The sequence below is a fragment of the uncultured Bacteroides sp. genome (assembly GCF_949298305.1).
Lineage (GTDB): Bacteria > Bacteroidota > Bacteroidia > Bacteroidales > Bacteroidaceae > Bacteroides.
In genome coordinates this window covers 1-21,539 of sequence record NZ_CASFWU010000002.1, presented here as the reverse complement: position 1 = coordinate 21,539, position 21,539 = coordinate 1, and the positions used below count along the sequence as shown (strand labels likewise).

General features: G+C 54.8%; 15 protein-coding genes. 1 reads left to right on the top strand and 14 read right to left on the bottom strand.

What is annotated here, in order from left to right:
- Positions 1 to 27: 27 nt before the first annotated feature.
- Both Q1Y74_RS00385 and Q1Y74_RS00380 read right to left on the bottom strand, forming a co-directional pair.
- Entirely contained in the window at positions 28 to 1,224 is a 1,197-nt protein-coding gene (locus Q1Y74_RS00385) for an OmpA family protein (protein ID WP_300811711.1), read from the bottom strand.
- Between the two features lie 38 nt (positions 1,225 to 1,262).
- Complete coding sequence (locus Q1Y74_RS00380) at positions 1,263 to 1,730, bottom strand: hypothetical protein (protein ID WP_300811710.1); 468 nt, start codon at positions 1,728 to 1,730, stop codon at positions 1,263 to 1,265.
- Between Q1Y74_RS00380 and Q1Y74_RS00375 the strand changes: the two genes are divergently transcribed.
- Positions 1,702 to 4,539: a bifunctional fucokinase/fucose-1-phosphate guanylyltransferase gene (locus Q1Y74_RS00375; RefSeq protein ID WP_300811709.1), complete on the top strand. Its 2,838-nt coding sequence runs from the start codon at positions 1,702 to 1,704 to the stop codon at positions 4,537 to 4,539. The two genes, Q1Y74_RS00380 and Q1Y74_RS00375, sit on opposite strands and share 29 nt — an antisense overlap.
- Positions 4,540 to 4,901: 362 nt before the next feature.
- Here the strand turns inward: Q1Y74_RS00375 and mutL are convergent, their stop codons facing one another.
- The 12 genes from mutL to Q1Y74_RS00315 form a co-directional block, all read right to left on the bottom strand.
- Positions 4,902 to 6,812, bottom strand: a complete 1,911-nt coding sequence (gene mutL / locus Q1Y74_RS00370; protein WP_300811708.1) for a DNA mismatch repair endonuclease MutL — start codon at positions 6,810 to 6,812, stop codon at positions 4,902 to 4,904.
- Between the two features lie 25 nt (positions 6,813 to 6,837).
- Positions 6,838 to 7,128 (bottom strand): hypothetical protein, encoded by a 291-nt coding sequence (locus tag Q1Y74_RS00365; RefSeq protein WP_300811707.1) that lies wholly within the window; start codon positions 7,126 to 7,128, stop codon positions 6,838 to 6,840.
- 5 nt (positions 7,129 to 7,133) lie between these two features.
- The gene (locus Q1Y74_RS00360; RefSeq protein WP_300811706.1) at positions 7,134 to 8,849 is read right to left on the bottom strand and encodes an OstA-like protein; all 1,716 of its coding nucleotides are present in this window, start codon (positions 8,847 to 8,849) and stop codon (positions 7,134 to 7,136) included.
- Between the two features lie 97 nt (positions 8,850 to 8,946).
- Entirely contained in the window at positions 8,947 to 10,317 is a 1,371-nt protein-coding gene (locus Q1Y74_RS00355) for a peptidylprolyl isomerase (RefSeq protein ID WP_300811705.1), read from the bottom strand.
- Positions 10,318 to 10,324: 7 nt separating this feature from the next.
- Complete coding sequence (locus Q1Y74_RS00350; protein WP_300811704.1) at positions 10,325 to 11,167, bottom strand: peptidylprolyl isomerase; 843 nt, start codon at positions 11,165 to 11,167, stop codon at positions 10,325 to 10,327.
- A gap of 54 nt (positions 11,168 to 11,221) precedes the next feature.
- Positions 11,222 to 12,760 carry a peptidylprolyl isomerase gene (locus Q1Y74_RS00345; RefSeq protein ID WP_300811703.1) on the bottom strand — a complete coding sequence of 513 codons (1,539 nt, stop codon included), beginning with the start codon at positions 12,758 to 12,760 and terminating at the stop codon, positions 11,222 to 11,224.
- Between the two features lie 211 nt (positions 12,761 to 12,971).
- Positions 12,972 to 14,447 (bottom strand): IMP dehydrogenase, encoded by a 1,476-nt coding sequence (guaB, locus tag Q1Y74_RS00340; RefSeq protein WP_300811702.1) that lies wholly within the window; start codon positions 14,445 to 14,447, stop codon positions 12,972 to 12,974.
- 726 nt (positions 14,448 to 15,173) lie between these two features.
- Entirely contained in the window at positions 15,174 to 17,357 is a 2,184-nt protein-coding gene (recQ, locus tag Q1Y74_RS00335; protein WP_300811701.1) for a DNA helicase RecQ, read from the bottom strand.
- A gap of 177 nt (positions 17,358 to 17,534) precedes the next feature.
- A complete protein-coding gene (gene clpX / locus Q1Y74_RS00330; protein WP_300811700.1) occupies positions 17,535 to 18,776 on the bottom strand; it encodes an ATP-dependent Clp protease ATP-binding subunit ClpX in 1,242 nt (413 codons plus the stop codon).
- A 2-nt stretch (positions 18,777 to 18,778) separates the two neighbouring features.
- The gene (clpP, locus tag Q1Y74_RS00325) at positions 18,779 to 19,441 is read right to left on the bottom strand and encodes an ATP-dependent Clp endopeptidase proteolytic subunit ClpP (RefSeq protein ID WP_021847796.1); all 663 of its coding nucleotides are present in this window, start codon (positions 19,439 to 19,441) and stop codon (positions 18,779 to 18,781) included.
- Between the two features lie 177 nt (positions 19,442 to 19,618).
- The gene (tig, locus tag Q1Y74_RS00320) at positions 19,619 to 20,974 is read right to left on the bottom strand and encodes a trigger factor (protein WP_300811699.1); all 1,356 of its coding nucleotides are present in this window, start codon (positions 20,972 to 20,974) and stop codon (positions 19,619 to 19,621) included.
- A gap of 157 nt (positions 20,975 to 21,131) precedes the next feature.
- The coding region (locus Q1Y74_RS00315) for a nitronate monooxygenase (protein WP_300811698.1) at positions 21,132 to 21,539 on the bottom strand (408 nt) is incomplete at its 5' end.

The following is a 21,539-nucleotide window of genomic DNA, read 5'->3' as shown; positions in this document are numbered from 1 at the left end:
ATCAGGATTCACATTCCTGTGCGTCGCTTATTCGGCAGACTGTACCAGTACGACACGGTTCAGAATGGGCTGGCCAAACTTGTCTACGCCACCGTTGGCATCAATCTTCAGGCGGTCGGCCGAGATGCCATAGTTCTTCACCAAAGCGTTTACAACTGCCTGGGCACGTTTCAAGCTCAACTCCTTGTTGAATTCGGGAGTACCGGTAGAAGAGTCAGCATAGCCGTTCACGGTATAAGTCGTTTCGGGGAACTGCTTCATCAGGTCGGCCAGGTAAGACAGGTTCATAGCCTCACGCGGAGAGATTTCGGCAGAACCGATGTTGAAGAACACCGTGCGCGGTGCAATGTCGGCCGGAACAACCACCTCGGTTTCGTTCACTTCGGCCACGACCGGCTGCTGGCTCTCGGCCTGTGCCAACTCACGCTTCAGATTGGCATTCTGTGCAGCCATACGGGCAATCTTGTCCTGCATGGCAGCCAGCTCTATCTGAGAAATCAGCTGAGGCATGGGACGGCTGAAGCCACGGGCAGGGAAGCGATAGGTGAAACCGGCAGTGGCGCTGAGCACTGCATCGTAGTTGTGCTTGTTGCCTACCTCACCGTCGAACTTGTCTTCAACGCCCATAGCGCTCAGTTCGATATTGAAATCTACTGCGCTGGACAGGCGGAAGCGGTTGATAAGACCGGCGTTCACAGCCAGTGCCTCGCGTTTGGGCTTCGAATAGTTGTGTGTGATACCCGCACCTACATAAGGAATGATTTCATAAATGCGGTCGGGGTTGTATCCTCCGAAGAGGGCATTCAGGTTAAACATCACGTCGCCATGCAAGTTCATGTAGTTGAAACGCTGCTTGTAGTAACCGTCGTCCGTACGGGCGCCTTTCACATAAGGAGCATTTGCGTCGTAAGTGAAGCCCTTGGCCTGAAGGCCGCTGTATTGCAGACGCAATCCCAGCCCCGGAGTGAACCATTTACCCAAAGCCACATTCAGCGTCGGGCTGATGCGCTGGCCAAAGCTGCCGGCCTTGTCGTTGTCACCATACATTGTCTCGGCACCGCCGCCAATAGAGAAGAACCAATTGCTCCAGAAAGGATTGGTAATCACCTGGTACTTATCCTGCACCTGGATTATCGCAATCTCTTCTACAACTTGCGTCTTTTGCTGCGCAACGGCGGCAGAAGACAAACCGGCCAAAGCCAGTAACATCAGAATTTTTTTCATATTAATGTTAATTGTTAAGTGGTTAAGTAATTTCTTTTTCATTTAAACCAAACAATTAACACCCATAAGCATAAAAGGTTTGGAGAAGTGGAAAAAATATTGGAACCGGCAGCCCAAACGCCCAGAGAAAAGAAATCTTCAGCAAAGAGGAGGCCGTTCCATTTTTTATGCTTACTTTCATAGCCGATAAGTCCTTCAGGGCTCTTGGCACCGCACAAGAAAGCCTCCCGCATTCCTGCCCGAAAACTTGCAGACCCAAGTTTCGCGCGTGCGAATTGAAAATCGGCGAGGCCCAGCTTGCAGGAGCTGAACGAGTGGAAAGGAGTTGTCGCCCACCAGAGTGGCTCAGGAGTTAGAGCCGACAGTTCAAGCGCATGGCCGGCATCCCTTTCACTAAGGCATCGGCCCAACTCCTTAACTTCCCGACTCCCTGACTGCGACCTATTCAGAAACTTGCAAAACTTAAATTTCAAAGCGATGAAGAAGCTATTGTCACTTCCGCCCAACCTGACGGAATGTTTTCACGATATCATGCATGCCGACCGCCGGGAATGGTTCTGCACATCGGACCCGGCGGGAAAGAAGTTAGGCTCGGGCGGCGGAACTGCCTGGCTGCTGAACGCCTGCAAAGAACAGGAAAAAAGCCCCCAAGGCCTGAAGGAATGGCTGGCCCGGGAGAAGCGCATCCTGCTGCACGCGGGAGGACAGAGCCGCCGCCTGCCCGCCTATGCGCCTTCGGGGAAAATCCTGACCCCCATCCCGGTGTTCCGCTGGGCAAGAGGACAGCGGCTGACGCAGACCCTGCTGTCGCTGCAACTGCCGCTCTACGAGGAAATCATGGAACGGGCACCGCAGGGACTGCATACGCTGATAGCCAGCGGCGACGTGTATATACGGGCTACGGAACCGCTGCAGGAAATACCCGAGGCGGACGTGGTGTGCTACGGGCTGTGGGCCGACCCGCAACTGGCCAAGAACCACGGGGTATTCGTGTCCACCCGCAAGGAACCGGAGAAACTGGACTTCATGCTGCAAAAGCCCAGCGTGGAGGAGATGGGACGGCTGATGCAAGACTACCTGTTCCTGATGGACATAGGCATCTGGCTGCTCAGCGACCGCGCGGTGGAACTGATGGTGAAGCGCTCTACAGCCCCCGAAGGCGGCCTGAAGTTCTACGACATGTATTCGGAGTTCGGGCCGGCCCTGGGAGCGCATCCGCGCATTGCGGACGAGGAGCTGAACGGCCTGAAGGTGGCCATCCTGCCCCTGCCCGGAGGAGAGTTCCACCACTATGGCACCAGCCGCGAAATGATTTCGTCCACACTGGCGGTGCAGAACTGCGTGACAGACCAGCGGGCCATCATGCACCACAAGGTGAAGCCTCATCCGGCCATGTTCGTACAGAACGCGGACATCGGATACAAGCTGACGGCGGAAAATGCAGAAATATGGATAGAAAACAGCCACATAGGGCGCAACTGGCACCTACACTGCCGCCACATCGTGACCGGAGTGCCGCGCAACGACTGGAAGCTGGACCTGCCGGAGGGAGTGTGCATCGACGTAGTCCCCGTGGGCGGACACCAGCTGGCGGCAAGGCCCTACGGATTTGACGACAAGTTCAATGGGGCGCTGACGGATGCCTCGACCCTCTACCTGGGCAGGCCGGTAACGGAATGGCTGGAGGCCAGAGGGCTGAAGGCGGAGGACATCAGGGGTCGGGAGGACCTGCAGGCGGCGGCCCTCTTCCCCGTCGTAGACTCGGCGGACGAACTGGGCGCCGTGCTGCAATGGATGACCGACGGCGGAAAGGGCGAAGCCGGAAGGAACATCTGGACAAAGGCACGGAAAGTCTCGGCCGACGAGCTGTCGGCTTCCGCCAACCTGCGCAGGCTCTTCGCCCAAAGGGAGGACTTCCGCAGGCAGAACTGGAGCCTGCTGGCCAGGAACCAGGAACGGAGCGTGTTCTACCAACTGGACCTGCAGGAAGCGGCGAAAGAGTTTGTGCGGGGAGACATCGGGCTGCCGGACGAACTTCCGAACGATGCCCCCCTGCTGAAACGCGTCAGCGACGCCATGTTCCGCGCCAAGGTGCTGGAAGGGAAACCCGGGGCGGAAGCAATGGAAGAACGGGCATTCGGGCTGATGAGGAAAGGACTGACCGGCACCGCCGACTACCGGCAGCAGCCCCGGCTGTCGGTCTACGCCGACCAGATTGTGTGGGGACGCAGCCCCGTACGCATCGACCTGGCAGGCGGATGGACAGACACGCCGCCCTACAGCCTGATGGAAGGCGGAAACGTGGTGAACCTGGCCGTAGAACTGAACGGACAACCGCCGCTGCAAGTCTACGTCAAGCCCTCCAAAGAACACCGCATCACCCTGCGCTCCATCGACCTGGGCGCCATGGAGGTCGTGTCCACCTACGAAGAGCTGCAGGACTACAGACGGGTGGGCTCCCCCTTCTCGATACCGAAGGCCGCACTGACACTGGCCGGCTTCCATCCCGACTTCGCCCAGGAACGCCACGACACGCTGGAAGAACAGCTGAAGGCATTCGGTACGGGGCTTGAGGTGACGCTGCTGTCGGCCATACCCGCCGGCTCGGGGCTGGGCACCAGCTCCATACTGGCCGCTACGGTGCTGGGAGCGCTGAACGACTTCTGCGGACTGAACTGGGACAAGCAGGACATAGGCAGCCGGACACTGGTGCTGGAACAACTGCTGACCACCGGAGGCGGATGGCAGGACCAGTATGGCGGCATACTTCACGGCATCAAACTGCTGCAAACGCAGCCGGGCTGGCAGCAGGAGCCGGGCGTCAGATGGCTGCCGGACTTCCTGTTCACGGGCGACGAATACCGGAAGTGCCACCTGCTGTACTACACGGGCGTCACCCGGACGGCCAAAGGCATCCTGGCGGAAATTGTGCGGGGCATGTTCCTCAACTCGAACAGGCACCTGCACCTGCTGGAGCAGATGAAGAGCCACGCCATGGACATGTACGACGCCATCCTGCGGAACGACTTCGAGGAGACCGGAAAGCTGGTGAGAAAGACGTGGAAGCAGAACCAGCTGCTGGACGAAGGCACCAATCCCCCGCCCATCCAGGCGCTGACCCGTCTGGTGGACGACCTCTGCCTTGGCTACAAGCTGCCGGGAGCCGGAGGCGGAGGCTACCTCTACATGGTGGCGAAAGACCCGGACGCAGCCCTGCGCATCCGCAAAGCCCTGACGGAACAACGGCCCAACGGCCGCGCCCGGTTTGTGGAAATGAGCCTCTCGGGCAAAGGGCTGGAAGTGAGCCGGAGCTGAGACGGACGAGGAACGCACGCAGGAGGCCTATCCGGCCTTTCAGGTACGGATTGGCCGACAGTTCACGGAGGCAGCCTTTCTCCACCAGACCGCCGGCCCCATCCGTGCCAGGCGGAGGCCATGAGCACGCCCCCGTCCCCCACCGGCCGTCTTAAAACACGGACAGGGCTTATACAGCCCTGACAATCAGCGCTCGGACCACGCTTGCATGGTCCGTGCTCCGTGCTTGCACGGTCCGTGTACCATGCTTGCATCGTCCGCAGACCATGCAAGCATCGTCCAAACGGGTGGCAGGCATCGCCCCACATCCCCCCTCGGGAGGAGGGGACTCCTGCCCTGGCCGCCGCTGCATGGCGGCGGTTCTACCGGGCAAACAACTTCTCTATCTCTTCTTCCTTGATGGTGGCCAGTATGGTATGCCCGTCCGGCGTATAGTTGGGCGATGGGCAGGCAAAAAGGCTGTCAACCAGAGCAGACATCTCGTCATTGCCCAGCACCTGTCCGTAGACAATGGCGGCGGCCTGAGCCAGGGTCAGCGCCATCAGCCCCTGGATTTCCTCTTTCGCATCGTTACCTTTCTCCATGGCCGTGTGAAGCATGCTGCGCACCAGTTCCACGGGGTCCAGCCCCTCGATGCCCGCCGGTATGCCGTTGATGGCATAACTGCCACCGCCCAGCGGGGTCAGCTCGAAGCCCACGGAAGAGAAGTCCTCGGACATGCCTTCGAGCACGGCCGCCTCGGAAGCGGGCAACTGGATGATTTCAGGGAAAAGCACCCCTTGCGAAACGCCCTTACGCTCGTGTATCTGGCTCATGTAACGCTCGTAAAGCACCCGTACATGGGCGCGATGCTGGTCTATCAGCATCAGGCCGGACTTTACCGAAGTAAGGATAAAACGCCCCTTGAACTGCAAGTGCTGCGCCCCCTTCTCCAGGGCCGAAGCCGTGCCATAGAGCGAAGCCGTGACGGCACCTCCGTCCGGAAGCGGGTCAGCCGGGGCACTCTCCACAGCCGCAGCAGAGGGGATGCTCCATTCCTCCTCCGAGGCCAGTCCGTCGCTGTCCGGCAGGTCGGCCGAAGCGGCATTGCCGAGGCCGGCATAAAGCTCCTCCCAACCGGTGTTGCTGCGGGAGCTTCCGCCCGCGTATGACGAAGCCGAAGAAGACTTGAAGGGGTTATAGTCGGCATTGAAATTCATCTTGGGAGGCGTAATCGGACGGCTCTGCTCGAAGGCGGGAATGTCCGGCATGTCTTCCGTATCGAAGTCAATCTGTGGAATGGCGCTGAACTTGCCCAGCGACTCCTTGACGGCAGCCGACAGGATTTGCCAGATGGCCTGCTCGTTCTCAAACTTGATTTCGGTCTTGGTGGGATGGATGTTGACGTCGATGTTGGCGGGGTCGACCTCGAAATAGATGAAATAGGAAATCTGCTCGCCCGCAGGAATCAGGCGCTCGTAGGCTTCCATCACCGCCTTGTGGAAGTAGGGATGTCGCATGTAGCGTCCGTTGACGAAGAAGTATTGGTGTGCCCCCTTCTTGCGGGCCGTTTCGGGCTTGGCCACGTAGCCCGTAATCTTCACCAGCGTAGTGTCCACCTCCACCGAGAGCAGATGCTGGTTCAGCTTCTTGCCGAACACGGCCAGGATGCGCTGGCGCAGGGGCATGACGGGCAGGTTGAAAAGTTCCGTGTCGTTGCTGTACAGATAGAAGCCCACTTCGGGATGCACCAGGGCGATACGCTCAAACTCGGCCAGGATGTTGCTGAGTTCCGTAGAGTTGGCCTTCAGGAACTTGCGGCGGGCCGGCACATTGAAGAACAGGTTCTTCACCGAGAAGTTGCAGCCCTTGGGACAGGCAACCGTCTCCTGGCTCTCCACCTTGGAGCCGGCAATCAGCAGGCGTGTGCCCAGTTCCTCGTCGGCCTGGCGGGTCTTCAGTTCCACCTCGGCCACCGCCGCGATAGAGGCCAGCGCCTCGCCGCGGAATCCCATGGTGCGCAGGGCAAACAGGTCGGCCGCCTCGCGTATCTTGGAAGTGGCGTGACGCTCGAAGGAGAGGCGGGCATCCGTCTCCGACATGCCTTTACCGTTATCAATAACCTGGATGCAGGTCTTTCCCGCATCAGTCACCAGCACGTGCACTTCCTGCGCGCCTGCGTCGATTGCATTTTCCACCAGCTCCTTCACCACAGAAGCCGGCCGCTGGATTACCTCTCCGGCCGCAACCTGGTTGGCCACCGAATCGGGCAGCAAATGAATGATGTCGCTCATCAACTAAAAAACAGTTCGTTCGTAATTAAATGATTCCATTGGAAATGGCATACCACAGGTAGATGAGTATGGCTATGATGCCCAATGCCAGACCAAGGTGCATGGGCTTCCGCCCGCTCTCCTTGCGGCGCTTCAGGTGAGTGGTGCTTTCAACAAACTTTCCCCGAATATCCTCGGGCGAGAATTCCTTCTCGGGGAGCATACCCAGCTCGCGTTTGGCCTTTTCTTCCATCTTGGCCAGCTTCTCTTTCCGTTCGTCTACATAAATGTAGGGATGATTGAAGCCCCGTGGCTTCCGCATCGTAAACATTCCCATAGCGATTACTTTTTATTTCGTTTGATATGCATGTTTCTGGGCGAAGTTACCGGTTTCCGGTCACTTTTCTGCAACATTTCGTCCGCTTTTTTGCCTCTCCACACAAAAATGTCCTCCTTGCTGAGCGGACGCATGTATTCCAGCCACACAAAAGGAGGCAGCTTGTACTTGTCTGCCGGAATCTGGTCCATCGGGTAGGCAATGCCGTTGGCCTTTCCGATGAAGGCTCCCTGCTCCATCTTGCGGTCCTTCAGCAGCATCCGCAGAAAACCTCCTTCCGAATAGTTCAGCATCATCAGTGTGGTGTCCCGTTCTTCCACGGGATAGAAGATTACCAGCACGTTGCCGTTGACGTCTACCTGCCGCATCTCGCCGTTGATGAAATAGGCCTTCATCTCCTTGCCGGTCACCTGGTTGTAGTGGATGGAGTCTTTCTTCTCCACCGCCAGGGCCTGGTTGATGATGTGCGCCCAGTCTATGGTACTGTCGTTGACGTAGACCTTGATTTCCTCGCCCAGCAGTTGCTGTTCGCCATACCACAAGACGGGGTCGGTGTACATCGTCATGCAGGAATCCTTGGAGTTGTAGACCAGCGAGTCGCACACGGCCTGTACGTCCGTGCGGTAAGCACGCACTTTGTGGTAAGCGCGCATCTCGCGGTACACGGAATCGGTATTCAAGTTGTAGGTGATGAGCCGCAGGGTGTCGCCGTGCATGAAAAGGCTGTCTCCCTGCGAATAATCGACTGCAACAGCCCTGTCGGTGGCCAAGGCGTTACCTGTCAGTTCATTGTAGAAGCAATAGTCGCCCGTCAGCATGTTGCGGTTGACGGTATCGTTCATCTGCACGTTGTTGAAGGCTTCTCCATAGCCTTTTGCCCGGTCATAAAAGAGGCTGTCGCCCGTCAGCTTCTTGCCCTCATTGGTCAGCACGGAACGGTCCAGCAGTTCTGCCTGCTCGGTTACAGTGTTGTACTCGCCCCGTTCGGAATAAATATGGTTCTTGTCGCTCACTATTTCCGAAGGTCCAAGAATCGTTGCAATCTTGGTAAACGTACTGTACTTCAATGTATCCGAGGTCAGAATAAACTGCGGATTCACCAGCCTGACATCGTGGTTGAACACGGCCAGCTTGGTGGCCGGACTGTATTCACCCCAAATGGAAGTCAGCACATTCTCCTCGTCGGTCAGCGTACCGCCTTCAAAATAATAGCCCAAATTGTACAGGCGGTCATAGTTCAGGCTGTCAGTGGTCAGCACGGTGTTGCGGTTAATCATCTTCACGTTCTCGCGCAACATGGCCAGTTGTGACATGCCGTCGTAATAAAGATAATCACCATAGATGAACAGCGTGTCGCCCTGCTCCATGCGGACATTGCCGAAAGCCTCCACCGAATTGATTTTCTCGTAAATCAGGGCGCTGTCGCAGAACATGTACATGCTGTCGTGCTTCAGCCTGACGGAGCCTATCAGCACCTGCACATCGGGGCGTAACTGCTTGTCGGCCTGCGCTTCGTCGGCATACAGCAGGTCTACGCGGGTTTTCTTCTTTTCGGGCCGTGCCGTCGTGTCTTTCCCGGCCACCGCCACTGCCTTCTTTGCCGGTGCCTGCGGAGCCGCTTTCCTGTCCTGCGCACCCAGCAGGCACACGCCAAACAGGCATAGAACACCTGCCAGCAGGTATCTATGCCTGTATAGAAAGCCATTGATTCGTTTCTTCATATTCCATTCGTTAGTTCATGCATCCATACTTCCGTTCCCCAATCAGCAGGAACGCTCTTCTCCACTGGAAAAACCGGAAAAGCAAACGGATACGGACTCAATCCTTAATCCAGCCCGGATACTTGAATGCACAGTTTGACTTCCACTTGTCATTGATGCGGACATACGTGTTTTTCTGTTTCTCGCGAATCCACTTGTCCAGCACCTCTTCACGACGCTTGTCCAGTACAATGTTCTTCAAGTTCTGGTAGTCGTCGGCCACCGTAGCCTTATGTCCGTTAATACGGCTTTTCAGCTTCACAATCACACATTCTTCCTTACCCGTATTGGCCGGAATCATAGTAAAGGCTTCCGATATTTCACCAACCTTCATCTTATCCACCACTTTCGCTATTTCGGGGGGCAGCTCCTGCATTTCAAACTTGGAGGTATTGGTATTCGGATTGGGCAGCAGTCCGTGGTTGTTGCGCGTATCCTTGTCGTGAGACAGCCTCAAAGCCGCTTCCTCAAAAGTAAACAGGCCGTTGCGGATATCGTCTGCAATGGAGTCCAGACGTGCATTGGCCGCCATCAGCGCTTCTTCGGGAATATGAGGCTTGAGCAGGATGTGACGTACCTTGATGCGGTCGCCGCGCTTCTCAATCAGCTGGATGATGTGGAAACCGAACTCAGACTCCACAATCTTGGAGACCCTGTCGGGACTTTGCAAGTTGAAGGCCACATTGGCAAAGGCCGGGTCCAACTCAGCGCGCCCCATGAAGCGAGGCAACTCTCCGCCATTCATGGCCGAGCCCTGGTCTTCGGAATACATACGGGCCAGCATCGTAAAGCTCTCGCCCTTGTTCACGCGGTCGGTATATTCGCGCAGGCGTCTCTTCACGTCCTCAATCTCTTCCAGAGGGACTTTAGGCTGTTGCGTAATAATCTGTACCTCCACCTGTGTGGGGATATAGGGAATGCTGTCCTGAGGCAATTTCTGGAAGTAGCGGCGGACCTCGGCCGGCGTAACCTTAATGTCGCCAACCAGTTTCTGCTGCATCTTCTGCACGGTAAGTCCTTCGCGTGCATTCTCACGCAAGGTCTCACGAATCTGGGTCGAAGTCTTGTTGAAGTATTCCTCCATCTTCTCGCGCGAGCCGATGTTGGCAATATACATATTGGTCATATAGTCAACCCGCTGAATGACTTCGCTTTCGGACACCTCTATACTGTCCAAAGCCGCCTGATGCAGAAACAGCTTCTGCACGGCAATCTCTTCAGGAATCACACAATACGGGTCGCCTTTCAAATCGCGCCCTTCGTATAAGGCACTCATACGGGCTTCTTCCACTTCCGACTTCCATATAGCCTCGTCGCCTACCACCCAAACCACTTCGTCAATCACGTTGTCCTGTCCATAGACAGCTGAAGCGGACAGCAGGGTCAAAGCCAATAAAACTACAAACCTAAAGTTCATAAACGTATTCATTCTTATTCTAATAATATTTAATCCTATTCCTCTCCACCGCTCTCTCATACAAATCGTTTTTCACTTGTTCCATGAACTGCACCTGTTTCATATTCAGCAACATGTCCTTTACCTGACGGGCGGCGAATTCGTAGGGTTCCTGCTCACCGGCCTGACGGCAGTCCGTCACGTTCAGGAAATAGTAAAAGGCTGAATCCTTCAGTTCCACATGGCGGTTTTTGTTGAGGTATTCTTCCGCATCACCCTCCTGCAAAGGCAAGAGGTCAAGAACCTCGGAGACCGGTATCCACCGGTCGTAGAAGTACTCGTACTTCACGGCATTCTGCATCTGGTATTTCTCCAGATGTTCTACGGCGTCCTGTGTCTCCGTTTTGTACCAGCGGCGGACACTGGATAACTGGGGAGCCGTCAGGGGCACCTTGATGAACAGGCCCTTTATCAAGGGTCGTTCCAGCTTGAAAAGCTCCTGGTTCTTGTTGTAATAGTCGGCCAGTTCTGTTTCCGTTATTTCATCACTCAGCTTCTGATGTATCAGTTCCTGCTGGTACGTATGCATAATCAAGGCTTTGCGGTAGTTTTCCACCAGCAAGTCTATCTCTCCGCTGTTGGGGATGTTGCTCTGCGCCTTGTCGTAGAGCAACACATCTTCCACCCAATTGCGGATGTAATGCTCGGCAAACAACAGGCTGTCATCGCTCGACAAACCGGGAGGAAGCACCGACTGCAAGTCTTCCCGATAGAGGAAGTTGCCGTCCAACTCCACCAGGGGAGTCTTTCCCTTATGGTCGTACTTACTGCCGCACGACACACAGAGCAGAAAAACGAGAATCCCAAAGCAAACTGTCCGCATTGCCAACCGATATTTACATTTTAAGTTACGAAGATAGTGCTTTAATCGGTTGCATCAGTGATTATTAACGGTTTTTAAAACCTCTTGGTTAATTTCAACCTTACTTGCCGCACGCAGTTTGGACAACCATCGCCTCTCCAAGTCACTCTGATAATCGGCCACCAACCGGTCGTACACCTCCTGATAGTCTTCCGGCCCCTTCATCTTCTCGCCCAGCACCACTGTGAAGGGATAGGCGTCCTTGGCAGCAGCCTCGGCCTTCTTGAACACCAGATGGTCTACATACGGATTGTCGCCGGGCGCAAAAACGCCTTGCTCTGCCACAATCTGCGACTGCCCGTCCGCATTGAAAGTCAGCCGGATAGCATCCTGCCATTCCTCTTCGGGCAGTTTCTTCAGGAGCTTGCGCGCCCGCTTGGCCACCCGCTTGTTCACCCCATGAATCACAATGCCCTTGTAACGGACATCCTCCCAATAATAATTGGGGCGATGCGCTTCGTAATAGGCCTGCAGGAGTTCGTCGTTCCAGTAGCGTTTTCCGTACATCTCACGCTCACTGATTTCGTGCACCAGCAGACTGTCTCTGTACTCCTGCAACCGCCTGCAAAGTTCGGGGTGCGAGTGTTCCAGACACAGATTTGCACAGTCCAGCACGGACTTGGCGACAAAGTTCCCCAACTGCATGCGTACACCGCCGGGATATGCCGCCGCAAACAGGGCAAAGTCCGCCCCCGTATAAGGCTTGCCGTCCAGGGTGAACAACGTACGCCCGGTATGTCCCCGGCGACAGAGTTCATCCATAGCGGCCTCGTCGGGCACATAGCCATACTCGGCCATCAGGCTCTCCACACGGGCCGCGCTTCCGCGGTCTGACGCATAACGTCTGGCCTGTCCACAGGCAATCTGTTCCTTCACCTCATCGAAAGAAGGCATATCCTCCCGCTCCAGCACCTTGACGATGTGCAGCCCCAGCGGTGTGTAGAACGGACGTGAGAACTGTCCGCACCCCAGCACCCGCACCGAGTCCTCAAACTCGGCCGGCACCTGCAAGCGGCTTATCCAGCAAGTTTCCTTTTCATCCGAAAACCGCCTGACACACTCTGCAAACGACGCGCCGCCCCGCAAGGCCTGATAGATGGAATCCATGCGCTGCTCGGCCCGCCGCAATGCGTTTCTTGAGACATTCTGCGGAAGATAGCAACATATCTGGCTGACCCGTATGCGTCCTCCACGCGTCTGCATGCGGCTATACTCTTCCTGTGCCGCCTGCTCCGCCGCCTTCCCGTCAGTCAGACAAGCGCGGAGCAGCCCGTTACGATAGGCTTCCATCCGGTTGCGAAATTCGGGCAAGGTGTCCAGCCCCACAGCCTCTGCCGCAGCGACCTTCAGCTTGAAGTCCACAAAGCGGTCCACACGCTCCTTCAGCGGCCTCTGCCTCCAAGCCGAAAGGGCGGCATTCTCGCGGCAGGCCTGTTCAAACTCCGACAGGCTCACCTGTTTTCCATTGATACGCACCAGCGTAGGACTTTGCTGCGCGTGCAGCGACAAGCCGGCCAGCAGCAGGCCCATCCACAACCAACGGTTTATCGACATACTAACCTGTTTTATATTCAATTCATTTTGTATTTCTTTCCCATACCCGTTCCGACGAGAAAGCCCGAAAAGCATACGGCACATATACTCCCCGGGCGTTCAGTTTCATCTTATCGGCCCTGTGTCCGCCTGACGTTCCGCCTTTCGCGGACACAAGATTTACAGAATTAACGCCTGCATGCCTCGGTTGTTCGGCCATGCAGGCAAACAATTATTCAGGACGGCTGTAGTTAGGAGCCTCGCTGGTGATGGCCACATCGTGCGGATGGCTTTCCAGCACACCTGCATTGGTGATGCGGGTAAACTTGGCATCGTGCAGCTTCTCGATATTGGGTGCTCCACAGTAACCCATACCGGCACGCAGACCGCCCACCAGCTGATAGATTACCTCGTACAGCGTACCTTTGTAGGGCACACGGGCAGCGATTCCTTCGGGCACCAGTTTCTTCACATCGCTGGTACCGCTCTGGAAGTAACGGTCTTTCGAGCCGTTTTCCATGGCCTCCAGCGAACCCATGCCGCGGTAGGACTTGAACTTACGTCCGTTGAAGATGATGGTGTCGCCCGGCGATTCTTCCGTTCCGGCCACCAGCGAACCAATCATCACGCTCCAGCCGCCGGCTGCCAGCGCCTTCACCACATCGCCCGAATAGCGCAGGCCGCCGTCGGCAATCAGAGGCACGCCGGTGCCTTCCAGCGCCTTGGCCACGTCGTACACGGCCGTCAGCTGGGGTACACCCACGCCGGCCACCACACGGGTGGTACAGATGGAACCCGGACCGATGCCCACCTTCACGCCGTCGGCACCGGCTTCAACCAGCGCCTTGGCAGCTTCGCCGGTAGCGATGTTGCCCACTACGATATCGATGTTGGGGAAATATTTCTTGGCTTCCTTCAGTTTCTCAATCACGTACATGGAGTGTCCGTGAGCCGTGTCAATCACGATGGCATCCGCACCGGCCTCAACCAGTGCACGCATACGGTCGAGCGTGTCGGCCGTAACGCCCACGCCGGCTGCTACGCGCAGGCGGCCCTTGGCATCCTTGCAGGCCATGGGTTTGTCCTTGGCTTTCGTAATATCCTTATAAGTAATCAGGCCGACCAGTTTGTTGTCCTTGTCCACCACCGGCAGTTTTTCAATCTTATGCTCCTGCAGGATTTGGGCGGCGGCTTCCAGGTCGGTAGTCTGGTTGGTCGTTACGATATTCTCTTTGGTCATCACCTCGTCAATCCGCTTGCTGTGGTCTTTCTCGAAACGGAGGTCACGATTGGTCACGATGCCCACCAGGTGGCCTTCGTCGTCCACTACGGGAATACCTCCAATCTTGTACTCGGCCATCAGGTCCAGAGCGTCGGCCACGGTAGAGCCCCGCTTGATGGTCACAGGGTCGTAAATCATACCGTTCTCGGCACGCTTCACGATAGCCACCTGACGGGCCTGTTCCTCAATGGACATATTCTTGTGAATCACGCCGATGCCTCCTTCGCGTGCAATGGCAATGGCCATCTTTGCCTCGGTCACCGTATCCATGGCGGCGGTCACGAAAGGAATTTTCAGCTCAATGTTTCTTGAAAACTTCGTCGAGAGCTCGACGGTTTTGGGAAGTACTTCGGAATAAGCGGGAATCAACAATACGTCGTCGTATGTCAATCCGTCCATAACAATCTTATCAGCAATAAATGACATAGGAGAATGCTTTTAATTTTATTGCGTGCAAATATACGTTTTTTATTCAAGAGAGAGAAGAGGTCTGCCATTTTTTTAAACGAATTTCAGAATACTCAAGTTCCGAATTTACCGGACCGGAAACCGGCAATGCCAGACATGCAGAGCCCCAAGGAAACGCCGCCCGCCTCGGGGGAGCCAAGATTTTGAAGACAGCGATTGCGCAGGACGGGACTGGCGCATCGACTTTACCTGCCGGCCGCGCCATACCTCAACCGGTCCCAAGAAATTTGCCTCCGGAATTTGAACAGGACATGCCTCCGTCAGACTGACAGCTATCGAGCCGGCGAGTTCGCGGATTTACAGTCCGGCAAGCACGTTTGCACGGCCTGCGGACGATGCTTGCATGCTCCACGAACCGTGCAAGCATCGTCCACGGACCGTGCAAGCATCGTCCGCAGACCGTGCAGGCATGCTCCAGGAAGCCCATACACGCTCCTCCATCCTCCTTTCACGCCTCCTCGCTATCCGCTCGAAACGAGCGGGTTAGCGCAAGTCCCCATTCTGCAGCCCCGGCACACAGGCGGCGGAGCGCCTACACCGCCAAACACAAAAAAAGAGTCAAGAAGCAAATCCGCCAACCCCTCTCTCCTATGCAAGAGGGTATGCTTTGCTTCTTGACTCCCCAAAGCCGTTCGCCGCATTCAGGTTCTGCACGCCTCCGCCGCGCGGGCAGAAGCCGCAGGCTTAGTTGGCCATTTCGGAAATGAACTTGATGCGCACCAACCGCACTTCTTCCTCGGTAAAGTCATCGCCCAGTTCTTCCAGAGCCTCCTCAATGTCGTCGGTAGTAGATTCCTTGAAGTAATCATAAATGTCGAGCATGTGGTCCTCGTCCATGATTTCCTCCAGGAAGTAGTCGATGTTCAGTTTGGTGCCCGAATAGACGATGGCCTCTATCTCGTCCAGCAACTCGTCGAACTCAATGCCCTTGGACACGGCTATGTCGTCCAGCGCGACCTTACGGTCGATGGCCTGTATGATGGCCACCTTCATCTTGGACTTGTTGGCCACGGTGCGCACGCGCAGGTCTTCGGGACGTTCTATCTCGTTCTCCTCGCAGTGCCGCTTGATGAGCTTGCAGAATTCCTCTCCATAACGCTTGGCCTTTCCCGCTCCTACGCCTGGAATGTTCTGCAACTCTTCCAGCGTAATGGGATAGATGGTAGCCATGGCTTCCAGCGAAGGATCCTGGAAGATGACGTAAGGCGGCACTTCCAACTGCTTGGACAGTTTCTTGCGCAAGTCCTTCAGCATCGAGTAGAGCGCGGGGTCTACGGCGCAGGAGCCACCGCCCCGCATCGGAGCTTCCTCCTCCATCTCCTCAAAGTCCGTATCTTCGACAATCTTGAACGATTTGGGGTGCTTCAGGAACTTCCTGCCTTCGTCTGTCACCTTGAGCAGTCCGTAGTTTTCCACATCCTTACTCAGATAGCCGGCAATCAGTGCCTGACGGATGACGGCATTCCATGTCTTGTCTTCTTCGCCCATACCGGAACCGAACACCTCGAGGTCTTCGTGCAGATGGGCCTGCACCTCCGAGGTTTCCTTTCCCTGTATGACATCTATGATATAGTCCGCCTTGAAATTTTCCTTCACCGCAAGCACGGCTTCAATGACGGTACACAATAAATCTTGAGCTTCCACTTGTTTTTTCGGATTTAAACAATTGTCACAGTTTCCACAATTATCCTCCGTGTACTCTTCGCCGAAATAGTGCAAGAGCGTTTTTCGGCGGCATACGGAAGATTCGGCATAGGCAGCGGTTTCCAGCAGAAGTTGCTTGCCAATTTCCTGCTCTGCCACAGGCTTTCCCTGCATGAACTTCTCCAGTTTCTGCAGGTCTTTGTTGGTATAGAAGGTAATGCACTGCCCCTCGCCTCCGTCGCGTCCGGCACGTCCTGTCTCCTGATAGTAGCCCTCCAGGCTCTTGGGGATGTCGTAGTGGATGACGTAGCGCACATCGGGCTTGTCAATGCCCATGCCAAAGGCAATGGTTGCCACAATGACGTCTATCTTCTCCATCAGGAAGTCGTCCTGGTTCTGCGTGCGGGTGGCCGAATCCATGCCGGCGTGATAGGGCCGCGCATTGATGCCGTTGGCCTGTAGGATTTCCGCCAGCTCTTCCACTTTCTTCCGGCTCAGACAATAGATGATACCCGACTTTTCGGGATTGTTCTTGATGAACTTGATGATGTCCTTGTCGATGTTCGCAGTCTTGGGCCGTACCTCGTAATAGAGATTCGGACGGTTGAACGACGACTTGAACACCTGCGCGTCTACCATTCCCAGGTTCTTTTGGATGTCATGCTGCACCTTCGGCGTGGCGGTTGCGGTCAGCGCTATCAGCGGCGCTTTTCCGATTTCATTGATAATGGGGCGGATGCGGCGGTATTCCGGGCGGAAGTCATGTCCCCACTCCGAGATACAATGAGCCTCATCCACGGCATAGAAAGAAATCTTCACCGTTTTCAGGAAGTCCACATACTCTTCCTTGGTCAGCGACTCCGGAGCCACATAAAGCAGCTTGGTCTTTCCTGCCAGGATATCGGACTTCACCTGATCTATCGCGCTTTTGTTCAGGGAAGAGTTGATGAAGTGTGCCACGCCATCTTCTTCGCTGAAGTTGCGCATCGCGTCGACCTGGTTCTTCATCAGGGCAATCAGGGGAGAAATGACAATGGCCGTTCCCTCCATCAACAAAGAGGGCAACTGATAGCACAAAGACTTTCCTCCGCCGGTAGGCATCAGCACGAACGTATCGTTGCCTGCCAGCAGATTTTCTATAATAGCCTCCTGATTTCCTTTAAATGTGTCGAACCCGAAGTATTTCTTCAGCTGGTCTGTCAAATTAATATTCTTCCCTGCCATGATTTAAATAAGGTTGTTTATTAAATTATCAGTATAATCGCGGCACATCCATGTACCCTTTGTTACAAAGAACCCTAACAAAGTTATAAACAACTTCTTAAATTTCAAGCATAATCTGCCGAATATTTTTTATACAGACACGAAAAAAAACGTCAGCACCACATTACCTTTCTGATTTTAAGCATTTTGCAGCCGTGCCACATTCGCCTTTTCCAGCTGTTGCTTGGCGTATTCCAAGGTTACGACAAAACTTTTGCGTTCCTCGGAAGGGATTTCAAACATGGCATCCATCATGATGGTCTCCACAATGGAGCGCAGTCCTCGTGCTCCCAGCTTGTATTCAATGGCCTTGTCTACAATGTATTCGTAGACAGCATCCTCGAAAGTCAGCTCCACGCCATCCATCTCGAACAGTTTGACATACTGCCGGATAATGGAATTTTTGGGTTCCGTCAAGATGGCACGCAAGGCATTGCGGTCCAACGGATTCAGATAAGTAAGCACCGGCAGACGGCCGATGATTTCAGGAATCAGCCCGAAAGCCTTCAGGTCTTGCGGAGCAATGTACTGCATCATGTTGCCACGGTCTACGACAGCCGTGTTGCGCACGGCATTGTAGCCCACCACATGGGTGTTCAGGCGCTGCGCAATCTTCTTCTCGATACCGTCGAAGGCACCGCCGCAGATAAACAGGATGTTCTTCGTATTCACCGGAATCATCTTCTGGTCGGGGTGCTTGCGTCCGCCCTGGGGAGGCACGTTCACCACCGAGCCTTCCAGCAGCTTCAGCAAGCCCTGCTGCACGCCTTCGCCGCTCACGTCGCGGGTGATGGAAGGATTGTCGCCCTTGCGGGCTATCTTGTCTATCTCGTCAATGAAGACAATGCCCTGCTCTGCCAGGGGCACGTTATAGTCGGCCACCTGCAACAGGCGTGTAAGGATACTCTCAATGTCCTCGCCCACGTAGCCAGCCTCGGTCAGTACCGTAGCGTCCACAATGGTGAAAGGCACATGCAGCAGCTTGGCAATGGTACGCGCCAGCAGCGTTTTCCCGGTACCTGTACTGCCCACCATGATGATGTTCGACTTTTCAATCTCCACATCATCGCCCTCATCTTTCTGCAGCAGACGTTTGTAGTGATTGTAGACCGACACCGAAAGGAAACGCTTGGCATCGTCCTGTCCGATGACATACTGGTCCAGGAAGTTCTTGATCTCCATCGGCTTGGGCAGTTCCTTCAGGTTCAGCCTGGCCGCGCCGCCTTTATGGGCGTTCATGGCTTCCTGTGTGATTTCGTATGCCTGCGTGGCACAACTGTCGCAGATGAAGCCGTTCATTCCCGTGATGAGAAAGCCCACTTCATCTTCCGTACGTCCGCAAAAGCTGCATCTGTTTTTGGTTCGTTTTGAGTCTGCCATACTTATTTCTTAATCAACACTTCATCCACCATGCCATATTCCTTGGCCTCCTGGGCCGTCATCCAGTAGTCACGGTCAGAGTCGGCCCACACCTTGTCAAACGGCGTATGCGAGTGGTCGGCAATGATGGTATAGAGTTCTTTCTTCAGTTTCTGGATTTCGCGGGCCGTAATCTCAATGTCCGACGCCTGTCCCTGCGCACCGCCCATGGGCTGATGAATCATCACGCGCGAATGCGTCAGCGCCGAACGCTTGCCCTCGGCTCCTGCCACCAGCAACACGGCCGCCATGCTGGCCGCCATACCCGTGCAGATGGTAGCCACATCGCTGCTGATGAACTGCATGGTGTCGTAAATGCCCAATCCGGCATACACCGACCCGCCGGGAGAGTTGATATAAATAGAGATATCCTTACCCGGATCCACCGAGTCAAGATACAGCAGCTGAGCCTGAAGCGTGTTGGCTGTATAGTCATCAATCTGTGTGCCCAAAAAGATGATGCGGTCCATCATCAGTCGTGAAAACACGTCCAGCTGCGTTACATTAAGCTGGCGTTCTTCCAAGATGTATGGGTTCAAATAACCGGCTTGCGACTTGATAACATCATCCAGCACAAGACTGTTCATGCCCAGATGCTTGGTGGCATACTTTCTAAAATCATCCATAATCTTACTATTTTAAATTGCGGGTGCAAAGGAACAAAAAAGAATAGAGAGACACAAAAAAAACAGGGGGCGTTTGAAAAGTTTTTCAAACGCCCCCTGTTTTTCTGTTACGGGGTTACGGACTGCAAGCGGTGTTTCAGCGCCGCTCCCCCGCAACTTGTATCTTGCAGCTGTTTCTTACTCAAACATCTTGTTGAAGTCGGCAGCCGTAATGCTCTTGTGCTTCAGTGTCACCTGAGGCTTCAAGGCTGCTGTCAGCTTCACCTCAATCACGCGGTTCACAAGGCCTTCGATGCTTTCCTTTTTCTTGAGCATCTCCTTGGAATAGTTCTCCAGAATTTCATCGGGCACGTTGAGCATGCCGTACTGGGCGAACTGCGCACGCGTAACCTCTTTGGACATGTTGGTAATGTCTTCCTGCTCAACCTTGATATCGTTAGCCTTCACGAGCTGTTCCTTAATCAGGTGCCAGGTCAGCTCCTCAATGCTCTTATCGTAATTCTCCTCTACGAACTTCTCGCCCTTGTCGGCATTGTTCAGCAGCATGATACGCTTCAGCAAAGCATCGGGGAATTCCAGCTTTCCGACCTTCTCCATCAACACCTTGCGCAGGTCAATCAGGAACTTGTAGTCACTGTCCGTAGCAAACTGCTTGGCAAGAACCTCTTTCACTTTGGCGCGGAATTCCTCTTCAGTCTTCACTACGCCTTCGCCAAACACCTGGTCAAAGATTTCCTGGTTCAGCTCACCTTCTACAAAGCGGGTGATTTCCTCAACCTGGAAGCTGAAGTCAGCCTTTACATTGGCGGCAGCCTCCTTGTCAATCTTCAGCAGCGAAGCCATTTCGGCCGGATTGCCGTCCCAAGCCTTATGCGGGTTGAACACCAGCACATCGTTCACCTTCGCATTGGCAAAGATGGCCTTCTGTTCATCGTTCTTCATATACATAGGCATCATCACGGCGCCTTCCACCTGAATGCCGCCCTCTTTGGTGCTGCCATCTTCGTTCAGCTCGGCCAGCAAGCCCTTCAGCATGTCGTTGTCGGCATATTCTTCCACCTTATCGTACTTGCCGTTGCGCTGCGTGTAAGCCTTCACCTGGTTGTTCACCATTTCGTCGGTCACTTCAATGTCGTAATAGTCCACCTTATCGGCAGCGCTCACGGCAACTTCAAACTCGGGAGCCAGCGCAATGTCAAACAGGAATTCAAAGTCCTCCATCGTGCCGAAGTCTATTTCCGGCTGCTTGTCCTCATTGGGCAGCGGCTCGCCCAGGATGTTCACGTTGTTGTCCTGGATATATTTGTACACTGCCTCCGAAAGCAGTTTGTTCACTTCCTCAGCCATGGCCGATTTGCCATACATTTTCTTTACGAGACTCATCGGTACCATACCTTTGCGGAAACCCGGCATCTGAGCCTTCTGGCGGAAAGACTTCAATGCCTTTTCCACCTTCTCCTGGTAGTCAGCCTTCTCAAGCTTCACGGTAAGCAGCGCGCTTACCTTATCAATGTTTTGCAATGAAACGTTCATCGTGACAATTATTTATTTGATTTATACTATATTCCAATAATCTCCAAAAGAGTGCGCAAAATTAGTGTTATTCTTTCAAATAACAAAAAAACCTTCTGCAAATTATTTTTAAGAGCCAGTGATGCACCATATTGACGGGCCGGCTTCAAGCGGCCGCCTACATCTCGGCCAGACGCGCGAATTGCGCACGGTATTCCGCCAGCAGGCTGTCAAAAACCTCCTGAACCGTAGGAACATCATCAATCACAGACGAAATCTGCCCGATTTCAAGTTCCCCGTCTTCCAGGTCCCCTTCAAAGATGCCTTTTCTCGTCCGCCCGAAGCCGATGAGTTCTTTCAGCTCTTCGGCAGAAGCGCCCCTGTTCTCCGCCTCTTCCATCTGACGGAAGAAGCCGTTCTTTATCAACCGGGTCGGCGACAGTTTTTTCAGCGACAGCATCGTATCTCCTTCACGCAGGCCGGCACACAGCTCCTTGAAACGGACGTTTGCCGAGCTCTCTTGCGTGATGGCAAACCGGGTGCCCATCTGCACGCCCTCCGCCCCCAGCGCAAAGGCAGCCAGCAC